Genomic DNA, 21526 nt, shown 5'->3' on the forward strand with positions numbered 1-21526 from the left:
CGTGTATTTATCATATCGTATGCATATATTATTTGTTTGTTCCTTGTAGAATCCGAATATGCTTTATCCTTGCCTCAGATTGGATTGATTTTAGATTTCCTACTTGCATAACGGAAGAAGCACTTAGCCCTGTAACGTCAACAGAATTCACTGTAATCATTGCTTTGTGATTGGTTGTTCTTCTTATTACTGGTGTTCCAGGTGTAAATGAAGGGGACGGTCTTTCAAATATAGGGAAATCCGAAAACGCGATTCCTTCATCTGATTGTATGTCACTTTCCCTCTGAATAGCGATCGCTTTACTTGTCTGTTTGGAACGTTTTGCATCACCAATTTCTAGAATAGAAGAATAACCAATAGAATTGACACGTACTAGCTTGACATTACTCGTGCGTAACATTATTTTCTCCAACATCCATTCGACTAAGTGGCACCAATGAGCCAACAATATAGGAGTCTGGTGGTGTATCGTAATACGATTGGAGTTGCATCGAATCATTGTCTCCAACTAAGAAAACGGATGAAGAAGATATTGCTGTGATATCTACATTACCAACGTGTAATTTCCAATTATGCACTTCAAAATTCATAAGAACTAATCTCCTTTATTTGTTTTTTTCTCAAAATAGAGACGTAAGGAATGTGGAATTTCAGCTTGAATTTGTTGCTGAATGTAAGTCTCTAATTGTTGATTATTTTTAATTTGTTGCTTTATTCCTTCCTGTTCATAGTAAGTTACACGTCCTGGTAGTTGTTTTCGAATATCTTCTAAAAGCAACTGTCTGTTAGACTCATCTAGTTGGTACTGATATTCATGAACGAGTTGTTGCAACATCGTATCTCCTTCACGTGTTAGATAATTATCTAATTCATGGATTAACTGTTGATGATTTTGTTTTTGACTGCGAAGTGGAAGTGAAAAATTATCCATTTTAGTGAAGTCTTCTGGTGCTAAACCAATATGCAATGTGCCGTCCATCCGTTCAATTTTTAATTGATCGAAATGATATTCTAACTTTTCAATTGTAGTTTGTTGGTTTGTGGGTTGTTGATATTCCATTTGATCAAGTCTTTCTGTAAGTGTTTGAATTTTTTTATCTTGTTCTATTATATGTTGATGCAGTTGCTGAATGTATTCATACCATGCGGGATCGTTCACACCTTACCCCTCCTCGCTACAAGTCAAGTGTATAGTTATCTTCTACTAATATATGTGTCAGTAGCCCAATTGTGCTTACGATGGGGGGATAAGTGGTACTAGTGGTGTATCTACACCAGGCTGTAATTCAGCGGGTTCAGCGAGATCTTGGTATTCACCTGTGTTATAGAGCTGGGATGAGGCTTGGATTGATCCAGCGCTTCCAATTTGAAGAACAGAAGAGTTTGAAATACTGCCGATCTTCAACATATGAATAGCTATTGATTGATGAACGGTTAAATCCACTTCTCACACCTCAATCTTTATAAACTCGATATCACTTGATCGAATTTGTCTTGGTCATTTATTGTTGTATTTGTTTGATCTAACTGAATGGTAATACCGTCTCCAGTGTTAAAGGAACCACCACCTGCAAAAGTTTTTGCACTAGAATTGGGTTGCATCATGTAAACATCACCTATATGAAAAATACTTGATGTACCAATCGTTATTACTTTCACAGCGCCGACTATAGCAGGCATTTTAACTCCTCCTTTTTTAGCAGTTTATGAAACTGATTCAATTCTGTGTCATTTTCCTATACAATAGAATGTATGACAGTTTAGATGATTAGGGAGAGGCGATTTTATGAATCAACAGGTATCACCTTTAACAGAAAAAAAGCGATTAACCTGGATTGATGCAGCAAGAGGATTTGCTATTCTTGGAATATTTATGGTCAATGTACCTGCTTTTAATGCTCCTTATTTTTTGTATGGTGGGGAGGATACCTTTTGGACATCTGGTATCGATCAAAGCATTCAAGTATTTATTGATATTTTTTTTCAGGCTAGTTTTTATACGTTATTTTCCTTTTTATTTGGATTTGGAATTCAAGTAATAGTTGAAAATATCAAACGAAGAGAGCAGCCTGTTAACAAACTGATTTTTCGACGTTTAGTCATACTAATTGGTTTCGGTTTGATTCATGCGTTTTTAATCTGGCATGGGGATATTCTGCTTACATATGGCATTATTGGTATGTTTCTGTTTTTATTCTTTAAAAGATCGAATCGGACATTGATTGCCTGGGCAATTAGCTTATTAACCATTCCGACGTTGTTATACACGTGGGCTTTGTATCCTTTTCGTGACCAATTGGGTGGCTATAACCTCACTGCGATCGAAGAAGCAGTTAATCGCTATGGATCAGGAAGTTTACTAGATATATGGGCACAGAATTTGCAAGATTGGTCTTACAGCAATGGTGTTTTCACTTACTTTATCTTAGCATGTAATCTGTTACCGTTATTTTTACTAGGAATGGTAACAGCTCGAAAGAAATGGTTGCATAATGTTGAAGCACACCAATCATTTTTGCATAAAGTCTGGTTCGTTTCCTTGGTATTGTTTGTTGGCATAAAAGCAGGATTATATATATGGGGGAATCCAGCATGGTTATCCATGATTCAAGATAGTATTGGTGGGTCAGCATCAGCGATCTTTTACTTGACGACAATTACATTAGCGTATCAACGAACATTCTGGCAAAAAGTATTTAAGCCATTTACGTATGTAGGTCGAATGTCATTATCGAATTATATCTTCCAATCAATTGTATGCTTTTTCTTGTTTTATTCGACTGGATTTGGGTTATATGGTAATATAAAACCACTTGGAAGTATCGGTATCGTATGCGCAGTTTACCTTGTTCAGATCTTGCTCAGCAGTATCTATGTGAAACGCTATCGTTTTGGTCCAATTGAGTGGGTATGGCGTCGTTTCATGTACATGGAGAAGTTACCGAACAAACGATAAATCTATAGTATAGGAGGAAAAAAGAAATGATTCATTTACACATCACAGCATGGGTTCTAGCACTTATTTTATTTGCAGTTACCTTTTCATTCTACAAAAACAAAAAACAAAAACCAGCGAAAATAATGCATATGATTACAAGACTTACCTATCTATTAATCTTATATTCTGGAGGCGACTTATTCTATAATTATATTGTCTCAGGTACTTGGAATAGTTATATGGCGGAGTTGATTATCAAAGCTGCTGCAGGACTATGGGTAATCGCTTGCTTGGAAATCCTGTTAGTTCGATATGCAAAAGGGAAACCGACGAAAGGATTCATGGTCCAATTAGCTGTCTCATTAGTAATTGTGCTTGCATTAGGGTTTGGCCGATTACCATGGGGATTTTTACCCTTATAGGATTGGAAGAAGAGAGAGTTTTACTCGTATTATATGAGTGGAACTCTTTTTATTTTGTTTCTATTAATTATGTAATTCAGGTATAATAATTTTTAAAAGGAGGTTTTGGTATTTGATTATACTACCCCATCATAAAACAGCTATCCACCTTCAGCTAGAAGTTATTGCTCCTAGAATCTCACCACTAGATCCACTATACTCATTATTAACAGAAAATCTAAGAAGAGAACAATCCGGTTATAACGGAGAACAGTTGCTTGATTATTATTATCGACAACTTGTGAAACAACCACTCTTCTTGCATGGCCTTCGTATAAAAGATAAGGTTGGATCTGATTTCTTTCAAATCGATACACTAATGTTGTTTTCTAATTTCATTCTTATAGTAGAAGTTAAAAACTACACAGGCTCTTTGACTTATGAAGTAGAGACTGGTTTACTGACTAGAAAACGTGATAATGGAGCACTAGATCGTTTTGATGATCCTCGTGCACAAGTTGAGATGCAACGTTCTCGATTGCAACGCTATTTGGACAGACCTGACATACCAGTATATACAGTCGTAGTGTTTGCAAATCCAAATTGCATTTTACAAGTTAACGGCACACAGCCAAATTTTTTACTTCGTGAAAGACTCCCTCAGCATATTACCCAATTACTAGCATCCTATTCAAGTGTACCTACAAATCAGCCTGAAACTTTACAACTAGCAAACCATTTAAGAGATTCGCATCAACCATCAAATGTTACTGTCTTCGAAAAGTATCGTATTCATCGAAAATCGATACGTAATGGTGTTTGGTGTACGAGTTGCAAACGAGCTTTTATGATTAGGGAAAATCGAAGTTGGCATTGTCCGAGTAGCTTTCATAAAGATTCGGATGCTTCTAGCAGAACTTTTCAGGAATTTAAGATTCTTTTTGGAAATGAGATAACAAATCAGCAAGCTAGAGAATTTTTGAACTTAGAATCAAGAAAAACTGCAACAAGATTATTACAAAAAGCTAATTTTAAAGTGATTGGTAAGAATAAAGGAGTAAAATATATCTTGAAATAAGTGGATTAGCTTTAAGGGCTCATATAATTTTAGGAAGGCTCATTTATTCTTCTAAAAGGTGCATATAATTTGCGGAAGGGATCATATATTTCGCTGAAGGACGCATATAATTATCTAACGGCTCATATATTCCTAATTTAGATAATTATGAGCCTTTAATAGTTGGCACATTCCCCGCCGCCCATCATATAAATAGACATAAGATTTATTTTTCAATATGCGAGAGGATGTGGTGATCAAATTATGTGCGGTATAACAGGATGGATTGATTATCAAAAGGATTTAACTAAGTCCGAGCAAACAATAAAAAATATGGCAAATGCCTTGCAACATAGAGGGCCAGATGAACAAAAAGAGTGGATCGATACACATGTAGCGTTTGGACATAAGCGTTTGGTTGTTGTTGATCCTGCTGGTGGAAAGCAACCAATGCATTGTCTAAAAGAAGATAATGATTATGTGCTTGTTTATAACGGAGAACTCTATAATACCGAGGATATCCGAACTGAATTACAAACACGCGGGTGGCACTTTGATTCACATTCTGATACAGAGGTATTGTTGAAAAGCTATATCGAGTGGAAGGAAGAGTGTGTAGAGAAATTTAATGGGATCTTTGCATTTGCTATTTGGGATTCTAAGAATGAAAAACTTTTTCTCGCTCGTGATCGTTTAGGTGTTAAACCATTATTTTATACCGAAAAAAATGGTTCATTTCTTTTTGCTTCGGAAATCAAAGGACTACTAGCACATGAAGACGTAAAAGCCGTTCTAGATCAAGATGGAGTGAGTGAACTGTTAGCTCTTGGACCATCTAGAACACCTGGTAATGGCGTCTTTAAGGGTATTAATGAATTAAAAGCTGCACATGTTGGTATAGTCGACCGTAACGGTTTTCGTACAAAAAGGTATTGGAACGTTAAAAGCAAAGCCCATAAAGATAGTCTTGAGGAAACGGCAAAGCAAATACGTTTCTTACTTACAGATGCAGTAGAACGCCAACTCGTTTCTGATGTTCCAATTGGGACTTTTTTATCTGGTGGTGTTGATTCAAGTGCAATTACAGCAATTGCAGCAAATTATCTAAAAAAAGAAAAGCAGCAAACTCTCCCAACTTTTTCAATCGATTATGAAGATAATGCACGTTATTTTAAGAAAAGCACCTTCCAGCCAAACAGTGATGCAGATTTTATAGGGAAAATGGTTGATGCATGCAAAACAGAACAGCATACGTATGTACTCGATAATGAAACGCTAGCCGACTTATTAAAAAATGCAGTTGAATACCGTGATCTTCCTGGAATGGCGGATGTTGATAGTTCACTGTATTGGTTCTGTGGAAAAACAAAAGAAGAGATAACAGTTGCGCTTTCCGGAGAATGTGCGGATGAGATATTTGGTGGGTATCCCTGGTTTTACAGGGAAGAAGATTTAGATCGTGAAGGCTTCCCTTGGATTCGATCAGCAGATGTTCGAACCGGTTTACTAACAAAAGAATGGCAAGATAAACTAGACCTACATGAATATATGCTCGCTCGTTACCAAGAAACAGTTGACGAAACACCTGTTTATGATGGTGAAAGTGAAATCGATAAGAAGAGAAGACAAATGTTCTATTTGAATATGCATTGGTTTATGCCAACATTATTAGATCGAAAAGATCGTATGAGCATGGGGGCAAGTTTCGAAGCGCGCGTCCCGTTTAGTGATCACCGTTTAGTTGAATATGTATGGAATATTCCGTGGGAAATGAAGACATATCAAGGTAGAGAAAAGGGCATTCTAAGAAAAGCTTTAGAAGGGTTACTTCCAGATGAAATTTTATATCGAAAGAAAAGTCCATATCCGAAGACACATCACCCTGCTTATACAGCTGCGGTTGTAGGATGGATGAATCAAATTATTGCTGATCCAAATGCGCGATTATTTGATTTATTTGATAAAGAATCAATTAAAAAACTTGTCGCTAGTGAAGGAAAAGAAATTGATACACCATGGTTTGGTCAACTTATGCGAGGGCCTCAATTACTAGCTTATTTAGGGCAAGTAGATTACTGGTTACGGAAATATGATATTGAAATAGAAAAGTAAAAGAAGCAGAGGATTACTCCTCTGCTTCTTTAGTATAAACAAATGATTTGCGGATCCAAACTTTTGAACGCCACCGACCAAGCATTAAAATTCCGCGAAGCCATTCGTCAGCAATAAAGCCAATCCAAACACCGACTAGACCAAGTTCTAAAAATATTCCGAAAAACCATGTGAAAGTAACACTGACTCCCCACATAGATAGAACGCCAACAAATACAGGGAATTTAACATCACCAGCTGCGCGTAAGGAATTAATCACAACCAAATTAAAAGCACGTCCTGGCTCTAGAATAATTGTTATGAGTAGGAGCAATGCACCTTCTTCAATAATATAGTCATTATTAGTGAAAATACCGAGTAAAAAATCACTTGAAAAATAAACGACAACAGCTGCAAAAGTACTAACTACAATCGCAATTTGGAGACTTCTAATTCCACGTTTGTATGCAGAATCAATGTCACCGGCACCAATCATATGGCCAATTAATATTTGAGTTCCTTGCCCTATTGCAATTGAAAATAAGAGAATAAACATCATAATATTTTGGACATATACTTTCGTTGTAATTGCTGCTGTACCGAGCTGTGCGATAAAATAAGTGATTACCATTTGGCTACCATTATAAGATAATTGCTCTCCAGCTGAAGGAATACCAATGTTTAATAAGTGTCTAACGTTTGCTTTTTCATATTTATAAAAGGATTGAAACGGTAAGGTTCCTTTATTTCGTTTCACTAAAATAAACAGTAGTAGTAGAAATCCTAAAAATCTACTAATGATCGTGGAATAGGCAACTCCTTCCACGCCAAGAACGGGGAAACCAAACGGTCCAAAAATCACAAAAAAATTACCAATAATATTAATGATATTCATACCGATCGTTACGTACATAGTATCCTTAGTAAATCCGTAGCTACGCAAGATTGCAGCAACGGTCATAATCAAAGCTTGCACAAAGATTAAACCACCTACTATATTCATGTAGGCATCTGCATCAGCCATTAACTCATTAGGTAAATCCATAAGGTTAAGTAACGAGCGACTAAATATAAATAAGCCAAGACTTAATAATAAGGAAAAAATTAAATTAAGACTAATTGATGTGACTGCAATTTTTCCGGCGACAAGTGCATTATCTGCACCAAGGTTCTGTGCAATCAGTATTGCAGCACCAGCCGCAACAAAACCAAACATAACAATCACAACAGATAATATTTGATTTGAGACGCCGACTGCTGCAACAGCATTATCTGAGTATTGACTGAGCATTAAGGTATCAGCGTTTCCCATCAACATATGAAGTAGAATTTCAATGAAAATTGGCCAGGTTAAAGCGTATAAGGTCATTTTTTGAGGTGTATTCGATTTATTCAAAAAATCACTCCTTTTCCGTAAAAAAAATAAAAAGTTAACGTTTTCATAAAACCACACGATAATAACTTTACTTCTCCATGAAGGAAAAGGCAATCTTTTTTTAAGGTTTTTGCAAACAACGTTGCTTTCACTATTCGAATTTGAGAGGAACTCTGTCGTAAGATGCATAAAGTTTTAACTCGCTCCTCAAATGAAAGTGACTCTCTTTCCGTAGGCACGGCTTCAGCTAATTCGGTAAAGAAAACCGCTTTACAGAATGGATTTTCAGCCCGTGGGATTGCGATTATTCATCCCATCGGAAACATGTGCTGCTCCTAATGGAGTCTCGTCAATTTCATTTGATATGCTAGTATTGGTCTATAACTGTATGACAGGTTATCCTTTTTCGAACTGAGTTGAAATCACCAGCAACTTTTTACTAATTCTAAATATTGCTCTTTTCAACGAAGGAAGCAAAGGGTTGAGACTCCTGTGGGAACAGCACAAACCGAAGATCCTCTATTGAAGCGAACTTTGCTTCGATAGATAGCTGAGGTTGTGTCCACGGAAAGCGAAACCCTTTGCTGACGCAGTGAGATCAAACACGTTACGTTAGAGTATATGTTAATTTAGTCATAAACAAAAATTTCCAAACGACAGCCTTTTTAAAAGAAAAAGCAGGACTCCAAAGGAATCCTGCTTCTAATCAGCCATTTACGATAACGCCACCATTAACGTGAATCATTTGTCCAGTTACATAACTTGAATCTTGGCTAGCTAAATATACATAAGAAGGTGCAAGTTCATAAGGTTGTCCAGGTCTGCCCATTGGGTTGTTAGAACCGAATTTACCAACTTTTTCAGCATCAAAACTTGATGGAATAAGCGGTGTCCAAATAGGTCCTGGTGCTACGGCATTGACACGAATTTCTTTAGGAAGTAAAGATTGCGATAATGATCGGGTGAATGATGTTATTGCACCCTTTGTACTTGAATAATCGATCAAATCTGCAGCCCCTTTATATGCAGTGATAGTTGAGCTGTTAATGATAGAACTACCTGCTTTCATATGAGGAATAACTGCCTTTGATAGATAGAAAAAAGAAAAAATATTTGTTTTAAATGTTTTTTCTAATTGTTCGTTACTAATATTCAAGAAATCTTCCTGCGGGTACTGAACAGCAGCATTATTTACAAGAATATCTATTTTACTGAATTGCTTGATGACTTGGTCAATTGCGGATTGACAGAAGGTCGAGTCACCTAGATCCCCATTAATCAGTAGACAAGTTTGTCCTTCTTTTTCAACAGCACGCTTTGTTTCCTCGGCATCGTCATGTTCGTCTAAATAAATAATTACCACATCAGCACCCTCTTTGGCATAGTGGATACTTACTGCTCGACCAATCCCACTATCACCTCCTGTGATAACAGCAAGTTTGTCTTGGAGCTTTCCACTAGCCTTATACGTACCGTTATCAAAAATTGGACGTGGATACATTTCAGATTCTATTCCAGGTTGTTTCGTTTGATGTTGCTTTGGTTGTGCATTTTGTTGTTTATTTGACATATTCATTCTCCTTCTATAGCGAGTTATCGTATGTTTACCCGGAAATTGAATTCATATGTAAGAAAGTTGTAAAATAGGAAAAAAGTTTGATAAAAAAGCTATTCCAGATTAGCTGAAATAGCGGTGTTATTCATATAATAAGATATAATGTCCTTTTATTTGTACGTGTCATTTAAGAAGAATAATGCAATAGTCCCTGGTCCGGAATGTGCACCAATTGTCGATCCGACCATATTAATATGGATATCTTTCGTATGGAATCTTTCTTGTATCATATCAGCAAGTTCTTTTGCTGTATCGTATACATCACCATGGGTAATGGCTATGCGTTGATTTGTTAAGTCTTGGCCACGTTCTTCCATAATATCGAGCATTCTTTTCCAAACCTTTTTAGAACCACGAATTTTTTCCAGAGGGATTAATTGTCCATCTTCCACGTGTAGGATAGGTTTAATTTTTAAAAGTGTTCCAACAAAAGCGGCAGATTTGCTTACACGACCACCTCGATATAAATATTCAAGGTCATCGACAGTAAAGATGTGTTCCATATGGTCTGCATGATACTGACTGACTTCAGCTATTTCTGCTAATGCTTTACCTTCTTTAGCTAGTTCTGCAGCACGCATAACGACTAAACCATATCCGAGTGATGCACACTTGGTGTCAATTATGGTGATTTCCCAATTTGGATATGTGTTTTTTACTTCTTCCTCAGCTATTTTCGCGGATTGGTATGTACCCGAAAGTGCTGATGAAAAAGATAGATACAAACAAGGCTTATTCTCTTTTGCATACTTTTCAAATAGTGTAGTAAAAGCCTGTGGTGAAACTTGAGAAGTCTTAGGTGCCTTTCCATTACGCATCGCATCATATATTGTTTTTGCGGAAATAGTTTTACCATCCTCATAGTTTTGGTCATCTAGTTGGACTGTTAACGAGACACTGTCTACTTGAAAGTATTCAAAATCCTCTTTTGATAAGTCACTAGCAGAGTCTGCAATAATTTGAACTGACATGCTACTCACCTCCATTTAATTAATAAGATGTCGTAAACAATATAGACATCCATTGCAACGTAACTACTTCTAGTTTATAGTTACGTAGGGTATTCGTCAAAGTAAATATAGTCTGTTCTCTCTATATAAGATTATCCACTTGATATCTAGGGTATGTAAAGAGAACAAAAAGTAAAAGCTATAATCAAAAGTTTTTAGTAAGGAGTTGTAAGTATTTATGTTCATATTTGAAGCAAAACGTATTTTTGTTGTTATCATAGGTGCATTGCTAAACGCTTTAGCCTTGAATTTCTTTCTAATTGGCGCTGACGTTTATGCAAGTGGATTTACCGGGATGGCACAGTTATTATCAACCGTTTTTTCTGATTACTTTGGAATAGATTTTATTAGTACAGGTATATTACTTTTGCTATTAAATATTCCAGTTGCTATATTAGGTTGGTTTAAAGTTGGTCGTTATTTTACTGTATATAGTTTTATTTCCGTTGCATGTACAACGTTATTTCTTGAAATTATTCCAGTTATAAGTTTCTCAAGTGATATTATGTTAAATGCTGTATTTGGCGGTGTAATCGGTGGTGTAGGTATTGGGATTTCATTAAAATGGGGTGCTTCAACAGGCGGTTCTGATATAGTAGCAATGGTGCTGTCACGGATGAAGGACCGTCCAATTGGAAGTTATCTAATGATTATAAATGGTGTTATTATCGTGTTAGCAGGTTATTTAAATGAACCTGAAAACGCACTATACACACTGTTAGCACTTTATGTTACAACACGTGTAATAGATACCTTACATACACGACATGAAAAAGTTACAGCTATGATTGTCACCAAGAAAACAGATGAACTACAACAAGCAATACATGATACGATGGTACGGGGTATTACCATTTTACCAGCTCGTGGTGCTTATTCAAAAGAAGATAAGTCGATGTTAGTCCTAGTTATTACCAGATATGAATTGTATGACTTAGAAAGAATTATTCATGAGGTCGATCCACATGCATTCACTAATGTTGTTCAAACAACTGGAATTTTTGGTTTCTTCCGAAAAGGTGAATAAAAGAATGGCTGTGTTAAACAAGTTGTTTAACACAGCCATTTTTTAATAACCGTATTTATTTAATAAACTTTCTACTTGTGAAAGAAGACCATCCCATTCAACATCAATTTTTTTATTAACTGTGATGAAATGTTGATAACCGAATACGTTGTCTACACCTTCAAGTGCCATTAGCTCATTCATTACTTGATAATCACTTGTTTGACCAGGCATAACAGAGATACTGCTATTTCCTTCAAAAATTAATGAATCAGTTGAAAACTTCATTGCGTTTGGATTTGGTGTTGCTTCTACTATAACGCTCATACTTTTTCCTCCTAAATCGACTACTTCCATATCATTTTAGCAAATTTTTAGCAATTAAAAAAGAAGAAAAAGATATTGCTTCCCATAGACAGATACTTTACGATAGATAGAGATGAAAAAAAGACTGGTTAAAGGGTATAATAAATAACGAATATAGCATTGATCCTGTTTGGAGTGAAAAGATAATGAAGGAATATCAAATCATCTTTATGAAACGCTACATACATATACTAGAAAAATGGAAAAAACGTGAAGTGATAAAGAATGATGAGATTCAACAGTTATTAAATGACATAAAAGATACGGCAATGCATATAGAACTACACCACTTGGAAGAAATAGCAACATCCTTGTTAGAAGAAATGAATAAGGAGAGAAAAGCTGATTGGACAGAGGAAGAGTGGAGTAACTTTATTCAACCACTCGTATTGCTATTTGACGAGCAGACGGTTGAAAGAAGTAGTAAGTTAAATAAATCACCAAAACGTATTACAGCATTATTATTAGATAATGAAGTAGGTTCAGTGTATCAAATTAAAGAAGAATTAGAGAAGCTAAATTATGAAGTGTTAATTGCAACCAAAGTCAAACGAGCCATTGAATTATTTTATGATTACCATCCAGATTTAATACTTATCCATACATCAATGGAAGAGACTGTTGTCTTATATGCTTTGTCTAAATTAAGTGAAAGAGCAATTGAGTCATTCATTCCAATTTTCGTAATTGGTAATTCAAATGAACCTTCCTTAAAGATTAAAGTATATGATGCTGGTGCAACAGATTATATAGATAATGCGATTGAATACGATGTGTTAGATAGTCTAGTTGCCAATCGAATGAGACAGCAAGCTTATTTTAAGAAAAGTGTTCTATTTGATGAATTAACACAAGCATATAATAGAACGTTTTTATCTAATGTTTGGAAAAACTTAATAAAAAGATACAAGGAACGTGAGCAGATTTTTAGTTTAGTTTTAATTGATTTAGACTTTTTTAAACAAGTAAATGACAGGTATGGACATGCGGTAGGGGACGTTGTCTTGAAAAATTTCTCATCTTATATGTTAAAAGAAAAACGTCCGTCAGATTTCTTTATTCGTTATGGTGGAGAAGAATTTATTTTAATTATGCCAGAGATAAATCAAATAGAAGCGCTCAAGTATACCAATGCGTTACTAGAGAAGTTTATCAAAACGGGGCACCATACGAAAGACGGCGAAATTTTCCTCAGTTTTACAGCTGGTATTTCTGAGATGGGAGAAGGCATTGCAACTATTGATCGTTTAATTGAGAAAAGTGATAAAGCTTTATATTATGGTAAGGATCAAGGAAGAAAACGAGTAGAAGTTTATCGATATGATTTGGAGAAAGACCCACTTGCTGAAGGTGGAGAGGTGACTTTGAAAATTGCTATTGTAGATGATGATCGTTTTATTCGACGTTTACTACAAGATAAGTTAGCGAAACTTCAAATTGAACCATATAGAATGGAGATAGCTTCATTTCACGATGGGGAGATATTTCTAGAATCTAATTGGTATAAGGGCAGAGAGAAGAAAATCGTCTTATTGGATGGCATTTTACCTAATCTTGACGGGTTAGATATTTTGAAATATTTAAGACAAACAGTAAATGAATCTGAAATTGGTATAATGATGTTATCAGGAAGACAAAAGAATAGTGATATGGTTAAGGCCTTAGAATTAGGTGCAGATGATTACATTACAAAACCATTCAGTTTAGAGCAACTAGAAGCGCGAATAAAACGATTAGTACATCGTCTGTTTAGTCGATGAATTGAATTATGTATAAAAGAAAAACTAGGTGGTTACCTAGCATAAACGCTAAGTAACCGACCTAGTTTATTTAACTTGTTTTGTAAAAAGGAGTCTTAATCTAATGCTTGTTCATCACTTAAATGAACTTCTAACTGTTGTAATTCTCTTTGTTCTTCAGGGGTAGCCTGTGCATAGGCAGCTTGAACAGCTTTAGAAGCAGCTTGCTTGTCTTCTTCTGTATAATTTGTTCCTGATGTTACACGTTGCATCGCGTCTTTTGCTTGCTGAAATAAATGATTTGCCACAATAGTTTCCTCCTACAAGTTGTTTTTTGTTGCGTCTGTGTCTATTAAGCGTTCGTGGTAAGGAAAGCGTTCATCATGTTTTTTTACTACATCTGCCCCTTGTGCAGTAAAACGTTTTGATTTACTTTTTTTAGACATATTTTTCCCTCCTATACCAATAAGAAAAAAGCCTGCACTCTAATTGAATGCAAGCTTAGTTTAAATCAAATTCAATTTTTTATACCTGTCGATAATTAGGCATCGACCTTTAATTTTAAATATGTTTCTAAAAATTCACCTATACCATCTTCTTCATTCGTCGCAGTAATATGATTAGCGAGATCTTTTAATTCATCTATGGCATTGCCCATCGCAACGCCAGCACCAGCATACTCAATCATTTCATTATCATTATCTTCATCGCCAAAAGCGATAACATTTGCTTGAGGAATATTGTAATAATGTGCAATACGTTGTAAACCAACAGCTTTATTCATACCTTTACGAACAATTTCAATCACATTCCATGGGGCGCCCCATTTACGATGTTCAATTACTTCAGCATGATCAAGATCTAATTGCTCGCGCAAAGCTACAATGTGGTCTTCACGTGGATGAATTAATAAAGAAGTAGGATCTTCCTTTAATTCATTCTTTAAGCTACCAATTACAATTGGATTTTTTTCTCTATCTGTATGCAAAATGGTCATTAACTCTTCATCATATCGATCTAGGTAAACATCATCAGTAACTTCAGCCATAATATTGTTCACTTCTAGATCGTAGCAAGTTTGAACTATTTTTAAAGCTGTCCGTTTTGGAAGTGGACTATGTAATGCTTTCCATTTAGAATCTGTAGGGTGGTGAATAAGTGCACCATTAAAATTAACCATCGGTGTATCCAAGCCTAATTCATGATAGTAATCAATACTAGCTCGATGTGGTCTACCTGTAGCAATTACGACGATGTGACCTTCTTCTTTTGCTTTTAAAACAATTTTTTTTGTACGTTCACTAATTACTTTTTTGTCAGTTAACAATGTTCCATCAAGATCTAAAGCAATTAGATGTCGTGTCTTTGTCATTAAAATCACCTCTTATTAGTAAGTACAGTTTAAAGAAGAATTTTACTTCTGTAAAGAATTTGTTGTATAACGTTTTTATTTTGCATCTGAGGATTGGAAAATATATGATAGTAATACTACTATATATTAATGTTAGAGAGGAAAAACTAATGATACATATTGAAAAGGAAATTTGGCATGAAATTCCGATTTTGGTTATTGTAGATAGTGAAAAGAAAGAAGAGCCTTTACCAGTATTAACTTATATACATGGATTTACAAGCGCAAAAGAACATAATTTACCACTTGCGTATCTAATGGCTGAAAAAGGTTATCGTGTTTTGTTACCGGATTGTTTTTTGCATGGTGAACGGGTAATAAATCTTGATGAAAAACAACGTCAAATGAAATTCTTTGACATTATAAAACAAAATATACTGGATCTAAAATTAATAAAAGAAATATTAGATCAACGCGGATTATTATTGGATAATCGTTTTGGATTAGCTGGGACAAGTATGGGCGGTATTACAACTGCGGCTGCTTTAACACAATATCCTTGGATTAAATCGGCAGCAATTTTAATGGGTACACCTAAAATCACGATATACGCGGGCCAGATAATTCAAGAAATTCAAAAGCAAGGCGTCAATCTCCCAATGTCAACAGAAGAAATAGAGAAGATGCTCGAGAGTTTAAATGCAATTGATTTATCGATGCAGCCTGAAAGATTAGATGGAAGGCCTTTATTCTTCTGGCACGGTGAAAAAGATATGGTTGTACCATTTGACCACGCTCATAGCTTTCATCAACAAATTCTAGGTGAATACAAGAACCAAGAAAGTATTCGATTTATACCTGAAATTGGTGCTGGGCATAAGGTAAGTCGCTTAGCTATTTTAGAAACAGTGAAATGGTTTGAATTGCAATTATAGAAATCGTGATATAGATCATTTTATTTTTAATACTTTTATGTTTATAATATAGTATACGTAAATAAAGGAGGAAATATTATGGAGGAAGCGTTACAAGAGAATCTAATGGGTGCTTTGGAGAATGTAATTGATCCCGAGCTTGGAATAGATATAGTTAATTTAGGTCTTGTTTATGGCGTTAATTTAGAAGATGATGGCCTTGCTGTTGTCACGATGACTTTGACAGCAATGGGCTGTCCATTAGCTGCGCATATTGAAGAAGACGTCAAGAGTGTTCTTGCAGATCTTCCTGAAGTAAAAGATACAAGAGTTGATATTGTGTGGAGCCCACCTTGGGGTAAAGAACGCATGTCACGTTATGCGAAAATAGCACTTGGTATTCCAGATTGATAAAGCCTTTTAAAAAACGTCCCTTAATTTAAGGGACGTTTTTAATTGTTAAATAATAAATGATTTAACAATTCCTTGTTTATAAGTAATGCACCGTTCTGATGCTTCTTAATAGTTTGTTGTTTTTTTAACTGAGACAATGTGCGGCTGACTGATTCTCTACTTGAGCCGATCATATTTGCAAGTTGTTGATTAGAGAAAGGAGTTTGCAGAACAAACCATCCGTTTACTTGTTCTTCGCCATGTGTTTCAGTTAGACGTAATAACAACATAATGATTTGTTCATAGGTATTATGTAAAATTTGTTCCTCTAATCTATTCTGTAAATCAATGATTAACCCACCTAATACGTGAATTAATTTGATGCTAATCGAAGGGTTAGTAATTAAAAAGTTTTCAAATGTTTGGATTGGTAAAGAATATATTTCTGTCTCTTCAACAGCTTGGGCATGTGCCGGGTAGTTACCTTTCCTGAAAAATCCTTGATGTGGAAACATATCCCCTTTGGTCAACAAATTCACAATTTGTTCTTTACCATGAATATCTGTTTTGTAAATGTTTATACTGCCAGTTTTAATAAAGAAGACAGTTGTTAAAGGTTCCCCCTGCATGAAAACATGATTGCCACGTTGATATGTATGTGACTTCATTAGTGACAAAATAGGCTCAAGTTCTGCTGGTGCTAAATCTTTGAACAATGGTATAGATTTAAATAATTGAATGGTTGATTCATCTCTCATAAACAATTCTCCCTTCATTGTTTATTCATTCTAAAAAGTCTCTTAGCAGTAGATAGAAACTGCGACATAACATACCGCTTTGGAAATATACTCCGCTTTCCGTGGGATTGTGATTACTCATCCCATCGAAAACATTCGCTGTTCCCACAGGAGTCTCAACCATTTGCTTTCTTCGCTGGATAGCGTAATTTTCCATAGTGCATATTGTTGATCATTTTTCCTAACTTGCGGATCGAGTGACATTGGCGACACTCCTGCAGGAACAGCACGAGCTGAAGATCCACTCGGAAAGCGTACTTTGCTTATCCGAGTTAGCTGAAGCCGTGCCTGCGGAAAGGGAGTCAATGTCACTTGAGAAGCGGGTCAGGGGACTATATTGTGTTGCAGTTTATTAGGTTTTTAATTAATTGTACATAACACGATGGGGCAGTTTTCACAGTTTATTTCTGTTTTTAAATAATCTAAATCAAAAATAGTGATTTTGCCTTTTTCCATTCCGATAATGTTAAGACGTTTTAATTCATTTAATAAACGATTAACACTTTCACGAGAGGTTCCGCAAAAATTTGCTAGTTCTTGATTTGTAAGATTAATTTCTAGTAATATGCCTTCCTTTTTCTTCTCTCCATAGCTATTGGAAAGTCGAATTAGTGTTGAATATAAAGCACCTTTTTTCCCATGAGAAACTAGATCTCTGAATTTTGTTTGATCACGTCGATAGTTAAGATTCATTATTTTTAATAACTCAATCGACAGTTTGGGATTCGTTAGTATTTTTTCCTCTAATGTTTTTCTTTTAATTACGCCAACTTCTCCGTCTTCGGTTACTTTGGCATTTAAAATGTACTTTACCTCTTCATTATCTAATGTAAGTTCCCCAACAATGTCATCTTTGGAGCAAATGCGTAAAAATAGTTCTCGACCGTCCGATGAAATTTTACCGATTTGTATGCTACCTGATTTAATAATAAAGAGGTCAGATACTTCTTCGCCTTGTTGGAAAAGGTACGTATTTTTTTTTATTGGTAAAGTATAATCGATTGCTGACAAAACAGTTGCAAGTTCTATTGATGTGTTTTGTGATACAGGAATTTTTTTCACATTTTTCAGCTCCCCATAAGACAATTTTTGTCATACTAATTTATAACAAAATAAAAGCGATGAATCCTGCAATAAAGCAATAAATAGCGAAATATTTTAAATTTCCACGAGCCATAACGTTCATAAACCATTTTAAAGAAAAATAAGTTGCTACAGCAGCTGCAATAAAAGCTAATAAATAAGGGATCCACATGGTTTTTAATTCTGCAGTAAATAAATCGTCAATTGATAACAAAAATGTTCCGAAGCTAATTGGAATGAAGAGTAGGAAAGAGAATCGTAACGCTGTCTCTTGCTTCATTCCAAGTAACATAGCAGCAACAATGGTTGCACCAGAACGACTAATGCCGGGGATTAATGCGACTGATTGAGCTAATCCAACTATAATGGCATCTTTCAGTGTTAGTGCACCGTCATTTTTACGACCTCTAATGTTTCGAATAATCCATAAACCTATACCTGTAATAATTAGCGTAATACCAATTTGTTGTGGTTTGCTAAAAATCAAACCAATTTGTTCCTCAAATAATAACCCAATTACACCTGCTGGAATTGTTGCAACAATAAGATACAAAATGAAATCAAAGTCTTCTTTAGCATCTCGTTCTCTTTTTACAATAAAACGCAAACCGTTTTGAATTAAACGAAGAATGTCATCCTTATAAATAATTAAAACAGCAATCAGTGAACCAAAGTTAACGAGTATCTCAAAAGACAAATTATCTAACTTTAGTCCAAACAAATTTTGGACAATGACAAGGTGCCCACTTGATGATATCGGAATTGGTTCGGTAAACCCTTGTACTAATCCAAAAAAAACATACTTTAATAACAAACTAAAGCTCTCATATAATTCCATTTCTTTTCCCCCAATTAATCATTTATCAGTTCCGCGTTTGTCACAAATAAAACCATAAAAGCATACGTTATGAATGAGAAAGGGAGGTTATTTTAATGCATCAGCCCAATCAACATCAACATATGCACGACTTATGTAAAAATCACATGCATAGCTATGTATTACTAGAAATATCAGATGGATCCGTAATTGATGGTATTATCACAGATGTCGATGAAACCCATGTTCATGTCGCTGTTCCTAATGATTTAGGGACAGAAAATGATGAGCGCTTCACTCCATATGGTTATGGTTTTCCACAAGGGCCAAGACCACCATATGGATACGGGCCATACCCATATCCAGGACCTGGACGTTTTAGACGCTTAGTCTTACCCTTAGCAGCTCTAACCGCGCTAAGTGTTCTTCCATGGTATTAGAAGCAGTTAGAAACTGTTTGGTAACAGTAATAAACCCTTGCCAATAGGTTTGACAAGGGTTCATCACCTAACTATTCGACTGTTTCATTTGTATCAGGAGTAATAATGAAATCCCCAACAATCGTAACGATTATACTGAATGTTACTGTTAAGACAATAACAGGTCCAAATGCAAATTGATCACCAGTCATGCTTGTTAAAACATAAGCAAGTAGCGTACCAAGGACAAAGGACCAAAAAACAACACCTAGAAAACGCATAGTTTCACCTCTATTTATACATTCACCTATCTTATTTTATACTACCAAATAAGAGCTTGAAAATAAAGTGAATTTTTTGTGCCATCCGTATACTTTTAACAAATGAATAAAACTTATGCAGTTCATAAGTGACTACTAAACGTTTCTATCGTACTTAGTAAGAAAGGAAGAGAATAAATGTACATCATAATAGGTTGTTTTAATTGGATTGGCTATCATTTAACAGATGCATTATTAGTAAATGGAGAAAAGGTTGTCGGAGTAGATCATTTAGGGAATCCCAAAAAAGAAGAATTAGCATTAAATATAGGAAGAAATGCTAATTTCACACTATATGAAAAAATAGATGCTAGCAATTTAAAGGAATTAGATCCTAAAGCTATATTTGTCTTTGATGCTAGAGTAGATTCTAATTGTACGTATTCTTTCGACGGTAGATGTTTTATTTGCACGAATGAAGGTGTTGCGAAAAATAATATAATAGAAATAACTCCACCACTTTTATATGGCGAATGGATGGAACGAACGGCAACTGGATATTATCAAGATCATACATTTATTAAATTTAATAGTGATTTATTTAATGATAAAGCAATTTATATTAAAGATTTTGTATATGCAATGGTGCAATTAATTGATGCGAGCGTATTACCTGATTCAATTACGTACTATACTCCTACACAAACAATGAATAAACCGACGTATAAGGATGAATTATTCATTTTACCTAGTATGCCTAATAAAAAAAGATTGGCTAAAGTAGATGATTTTTATCATATGAATAGTGATTTTCAGTAATGTAATCAAATTGTAATCTGATTTTACGTATACGTAATTCGTTTAAAAAGGTAAAATAAAGGTACAAGTCTCTTATGCGGAGGAGTGCCACTTTTTGAAAAAAGCAATTTTCTATTTATTTATTTTATTATTAATTACCATCCCATTACTAACTAGTTGTAGTTCTAATGGAGAGATTGAAAAGGTAGGTATGCTTGTAGAACATTCTGTTAATGATCAGACATGGGGATCAGAAGGGTATCAAGGTTTATTGCAAATTAAGGATCAATTCAATGTTGATGTTTATTTCAAAGAAGGAATACAAACACAATCAGACGTTAATCGCTCTGTTGAGGAGTTTGTTCAGCAAGGTGTGAATATAATATTTGGACATAGTAGTATTTATGGTAAATATTTTGATGTGATTCATACTTCTTATCCAGATGTGCAATTTGTCTATTTTAATGGTGGTTATGAAGGTGAAAACTTAACAAGCCTAAACTTTAACTCAAATGCGATGGGCTTTTTTGCAGGTATGGTTGCTGGAAAGATGACGAAAACAAACGAGGTAGGAATTATTGGCGCATATGAATGGCAGCCAGAAATTGAAGGTTTTTATGAAGGAGTTAAATATCAGAATCCTGATGCAAATATTTCAATGAATTTCGTCAATGACTGGGATAATGTTGACCGTGCCCTTGAGATTTTCTCTGTGATGAATGAAGAAAGTGTAGATGTTTTTTATCCTGCAGGTGATAGTTTTAGTTTAGAAGTTATTAAAGAGATTCAGGAACACAATAAATATGCTATTGGATATATTATAGATCCTTCCGATATAGTAGGGGCAACTGTTTTAACTAGTACATTACAACATGTTGATAAATTATATTTATCTGCGGCAGAACTTTTTGATAAAAATGAATTAAGTGGTGGTATATTTACTTATGATTTTCAGGATGATGTCATCTCTTTAGGAGAATTTAGTCCTGATGTGCCAGATGCATATCGAAAGAAAATTGAACAGGAAATAGAAGCATACATAAACACTGGTTTATTACCAAATGAAAAAGATTAAAGCAATTGCTTTAATCTTTTT

General features: G+C 35.0%; 28 protein-coding genes. 11 read left to right on the plus strand and 17 right to left on the minus strand.

The window, feature by feature from the left end:
- Positions 1-28: 28 nt before the first annotated feature.
- From D2K62_RS12075 to D2K62_RS12095, 5 genes are all read right to left on the minus strand, one after another.
- Positions 29-400 (minus strand): spore germination protein GerPE, encoded by a 372-nt coding sequence (locus D2K62_RS12075; protein WP_157967410.1) that lies wholly within the window; start codon positions 398-400, stop codon positions 29-31.
- Positions 384-590 carry a spore gernimation protein GerPD gene (locus D2K62_RS12080; protein WP_117149587.1) on the minus strand — a complete coding sequence of 69 codons (207 nt, stop codon included), beginning with the start codon at positions 588-590 and terminating at the stop codon, positions 384-386. Before D2K62_RS12080 ends, D2K62_RS12075 begins: the two co-directional genes overlap by 17 nt.
- 5 nt (positions 591-595) lie before the next feature.
- A complete protein-coding gene (gene gerPC / locus D2K62_RS12085) occupies positions 596-1159 on the minus strand; it encodes a spore germination protein GerPC (protein WP_112180118.1) in 564 nt (187 codons plus the stop codon).
- Between the two features lie 75 nt (positions 1160-1234).
- The gene (locus D2K62_RS12090) at positions 1235-1444 is read right to left on the minus strand and encodes a spore germination protein GerPB (RefSeq protein ID WP_112180119.1); all 210 of its coding nucleotides are present in this window, start codon (positions 1442-1444) and stop codon (positions 1235-1237) included.
- Positions 1445-1461: 17 nt separating this feature from the next.
- Complete coding sequence (locus D2K62_RS12095; protein ID WP_112180120.1) at positions 1462-1680, minus strand: spore germination protein; 219 nt, start codon at positions 1678-1680, stop codon at positions 1462-1464.
- Positions 1681-1786: 106 nt separating this feature from the next.
- Between D2K62_RS12095 and D2K62_RS12100 the strand changes: the two genes are divergently transcribed.
- From D2K62_RS12100 to asnB, 4 genes are all read left to right on the plus strand, one after another.
- The gene (locus D2K62_RS12100; protein WP_112180121.1) at positions 1787-2956 is read left to right on the plus strand and encodes a DUF418 domain-containing protein; all 1170 of its coding nucleotides are present in this window, start codon (positions 1787-1789) and stop codon (positions 2954-2956) included.
- Between the two features lie 26 nt (positions 2957-2982).
- Complete coding sequence (locus tag D2K62_RS12105) at positions 2983-3360, plus strand: YisL family protein (RefSeq protein ID WP_117149588.1); 378 nt, start codon at positions 2983-2985, stop codon at positions 3358-3360.
- 112 nt (positions 3361-3472) lie between these two features.
- The gene (locus tag D2K62_RS12110) at positions 3473-4417 is read left to right on the plus strand and encodes a nuclease-related domain-containing protein (protein WP_157967889.1); all 945 of its coding nucleotides are present in this window, start codon (positions 3473-3475) and stop codon (positions 4415-4417) included.
- 243 nt (positions 4418-4660) lie between these two features.
- Entirely contained in the window at positions 4661-6508 is a 1848-nt protein-coding gene (gene asnB / locus D2K62_RS12115; RefSeq protein ID WP_112180122.1) for an asparagine synthase (glutamine-hydrolyzing), read from the plus strand.
- A 13-nt stretch (positions 6509-6521) separates the two neighbouring features.
- On the opposite strand, the gene D2K62_RS12120 is transcribed toward asnB, so the two are convergent.
- From D2K62_RS12120 to D2K62_RS12130, 3 genes are all read right to left on the minus strand, one after another.
- Positions 6522-7856, minus strand: coding sequence for an MATE family efflux transporter (locus D2K62_RS12120; protein ID WP_117149593.1), 1335 nt, complete (start codon positions 7854-7856; stop codon positions 6522-6524).
- A 712-nt stretch (positions 7857-8568) separates the two neighbouring features.
- Positions 8569-9432 carry an SDR family oxidoreductase gene (locus D2K62_RS12125; RefSeq protein ID WP_117161550.1) on the minus strand — a complete coding sequence of 288 codons (864 nt, stop codon included), beginning with the start codon at positions 9430-9432 and terminating at the stop codon, positions 8569-8571.
- Between the two features lie 155 nt (positions 9433-9587).
- On the minus strand, positions 9588-10448 hold the full coding sequence (locus D2K62_RS12130) for a DegV family protein (protein ID WP_112180124.1): 861 nt from the start codon (positions 10446-10448) through the stop codon (positions 9588-9590).
- A 217-nt stretch (positions 10449-10665) separates the two neighbouring features.
- Here D2K62_RS12130 and D2K62_RS12135 point away from each other — a divergent pair, with 217 nt between their 5' ends.
- Positions 10666-11514, plus strand: a complete 849-nt coding sequence (locus tag D2K62_RS12135; RefSeq protein ID WP_112180125.1) for a YitT family protein — start codon at positions 10666-10668, stop codon at positions 11512-11514.
- Between the two features lie 42 nt (positions 11515-11556).
- Here the strand turns inward: D2K62_RS12135 and D2K62_RS12140 are convergent, their stop codons facing one another.
- Positions 11557-11820: a NifU N-terminal domain-containing protein gene (locus D2K62_RS12140; RefSeq protein WP_112180126.1), complete on the minus strand. Its 264-nt coding sequence runs from the start codon at positions 11818-11820 to the stop codon at positions 11557-11559.
- Between the two features lie 185 nt (positions 11821-12005).
- Here D2K62_RS12140 and D2K62_RS12145 point away from each other — a divergent pair, with 185 nt between their 5' ends.
- Positions 12006-13619 carry a GGDEF domain-containing response regulator gene (locus D2K62_RS12145; RefSeq protein ID WP_112180127.1) on the plus strand — a complete coding sequence of 538 codons (1614 nt, stop codon included), beginning with the start codon at positions 12006-12008 and terminating at the stop codon, positions 13617-13619.
- 95 nt (positions 13620-13714) lie between these two features.
- Here D2K62_RS12145 and D2K62_RS12150 read toward each other — a convergent pair whose 3' ends face one another.
- From D2K62_RS12150 to D2K62_RS12160, 3 genes are all read right to left on the minus strand, one after another.
- Positions 13715-13906, minus strand: a complete 192-nt coding sequence (locus tag D2K62_RS12150) for a DUF3813 domain-containing protein (RefSeq protein ID WP_112180128.1) — start codon at positions 13904-13906, stop codon at positions 13715-13717.
- 12 nt (positions 13907-13918) lie between these two features.
- Positions 13919-14044, minus strand: a complete 126-nt coding sequence (locus D2K62_RS12155; RefSeq protein WP_112180129.1) for a competence protein — start codon at positions 14042-14044, stop codon at positions 13919-13921.
- A 95-nt stretch (positions 14045-14139) separates the two neighbouring features.
- Positions 14140-14970 carry a Cof-type HAD-IIB family hydrolase gene (locus tag D2K62_RS12160; protein WP_112180130.1) on the minus strand — a complete coding sequence of 277 codons (831 nt, stop codon included), beginning with the start codon at positions 14968-14970 and terminating at the stop codon, positions 14140-14142.
- A 149-nt stretch (positions 14971-15119) separates the two neighbouring features.
- On the opposite strand from D2K62_RS12160, the gene D2K62_RS12165 reads away from it, so the two are divergent.
- Both D2K62_RS12165 and D2K62_RS12170 read left to right on the plus strand, forming a co-directional pair.
- On the plus strand, positions 15120-15884 hold the full coding sequence (locus tag D2K62_RS12165; RefSeq protein WP_117161551.1) for a prolyl oligopeptidase family serine peptidase: 765 nt from the start codon (positions 15120-15122) through the stop codon (positions 15882-15884).
- A 78-nt stretch (positions 15885-15962) separates the two neighbouring features.
- Complete coding sequence (locus D2K62_RS12170; RefSeq protein WP_112180132.1) at positions 15963-16274, plus strand: metal-sulfur cluster assembly factor; 312 nt, start codon at positions 15963-15965, stop codon at positions 16272-16274.
- A gap of 41 nt (positions 16275-16315) precedes the next feature.
- Here D2K62_RS12170 and D2K62_RS12175 read toward each other — a convergent pair whose 3' ends face one another.
- From D2K62_RS12175 to D2K62_RS12185, 4 genes are all read right to left on the minus strand, one after another.
- Complete coding sequence (locus D2K62_RS12175; protein WP_112180133.1) at positions 16316-17014, minus strand: Crp/Fnr family transcriptional regulator; 699 nt, start codon at positions 17012-17014, stop codon at positions 16316-16318.
- 117 nt (positions 17015-17131) lie between these two features.
- A complete protein-coding gene (locus tag D2K62_RS19305; RefSeq protein ID WP_255421367.1) occupies positions 17132-17257 on the minus strand; it encodes a hypothetical protein in 126 nt (41 codons plus the stop codon).
- A 156-nt stretch (positions 17258-17413) separates the two neighbouring features.
- Positions 17414-18106 (minus strand): Crp/Fnr family transcriptional regulator, encoded by a 693-nt coding sequence (locus D2K62_RS12180; RefSeq protein ID WP_232824329.1) that lies wholly within the window; start codon positions 18104-18106, stop codon positions 17414-17416.
- A gap of 49 nt (positions 18107-18155) precedes the next feature.
- Complete coding sequence (locus D2K62_RS12185; RefSeq protein WP_112180134.1) at positions 18156-18974, minus strand: undecaprenyl-diphosphate phosphatase; 819 nt, start codon at positions 18972-18974, stop codon at positions 18156-18158.
- Between the two features lie 95 nt (positions 18975-19069).
- On the opposite strand from D2K62_RS12185, the gene D2K62_RS12190 reads away from it, so the two are divergent.
- Complete coding sequence (locus D2K62_RS12190) at positions 19070-19393, plus strand: hypothetical protein (protein ID WP_112180135.1); 324 nt, start codon at positions 19070-19072, stop codon at positions 19391-19393.
- Between the two features lie 71 nt (positions 19394-19464).
- Here the strand turns inward: D2K62_RS12190 and D2K62_RS12195 are convergent, their stop codons facing one another.
- A complete protein-coding gene (locus tag D2K62_RS12195) occupies positions 19465-19653 on the minus strand; it encodes a DUF2929 family protein (protein WP_112180136.1) in 189 nt (62 codons plus the stop codon).
- A gap of 177 nt (positions 19654-19830) precedes the next feature.
- Here D2K62_RS12195 and D2K62_RS12200 point away from each other — a divergent pair, with 177 nt between their 5' ends.
- Both D2K62_RS12200 and D2K62_RS12205 read left to right on the plus strand, forming a co-directional pair.
- The gene (locus D2K62_RS12200; RefSeq protein ID WP_112180137.1) at positions 19831-20451 is read left to right on the plus strand and encodes a Rossmann-fold NAD(P)-binding domain-containing protein; all 621 of its coding nucleotides are present in this window, start codon (positions 19831-19833) and stop codon (positions 20449-20451) included.
- A gap of 94 nt (positions 20452-20545) precedes the next feature.
- Positions 20546-21505: a BMP family ABC transporter substrate-binding protein gene (locus D2K62_RS12205; RefSeq protein WP_232824328.1), complete on the plus strand. Its 960-nt coding sequence runs from the start codon at positions 20546-20548 to the stop codon at positions 21503-21505.
- The last annotated feature ends 21 nt before the right edge of the window (positions 21506-21526 follow it).

This window comes from Paraliobacillus sp. X-1268 (assembly GCF_003426095.1).
GTDB classification, from domain to species: domain Bacteria; phylum Bacillota; class Bacilli; order Bacillales; family Amphibacillaceae; genus Paraliobacillus_A; species Paraliobacillus_A zengyii.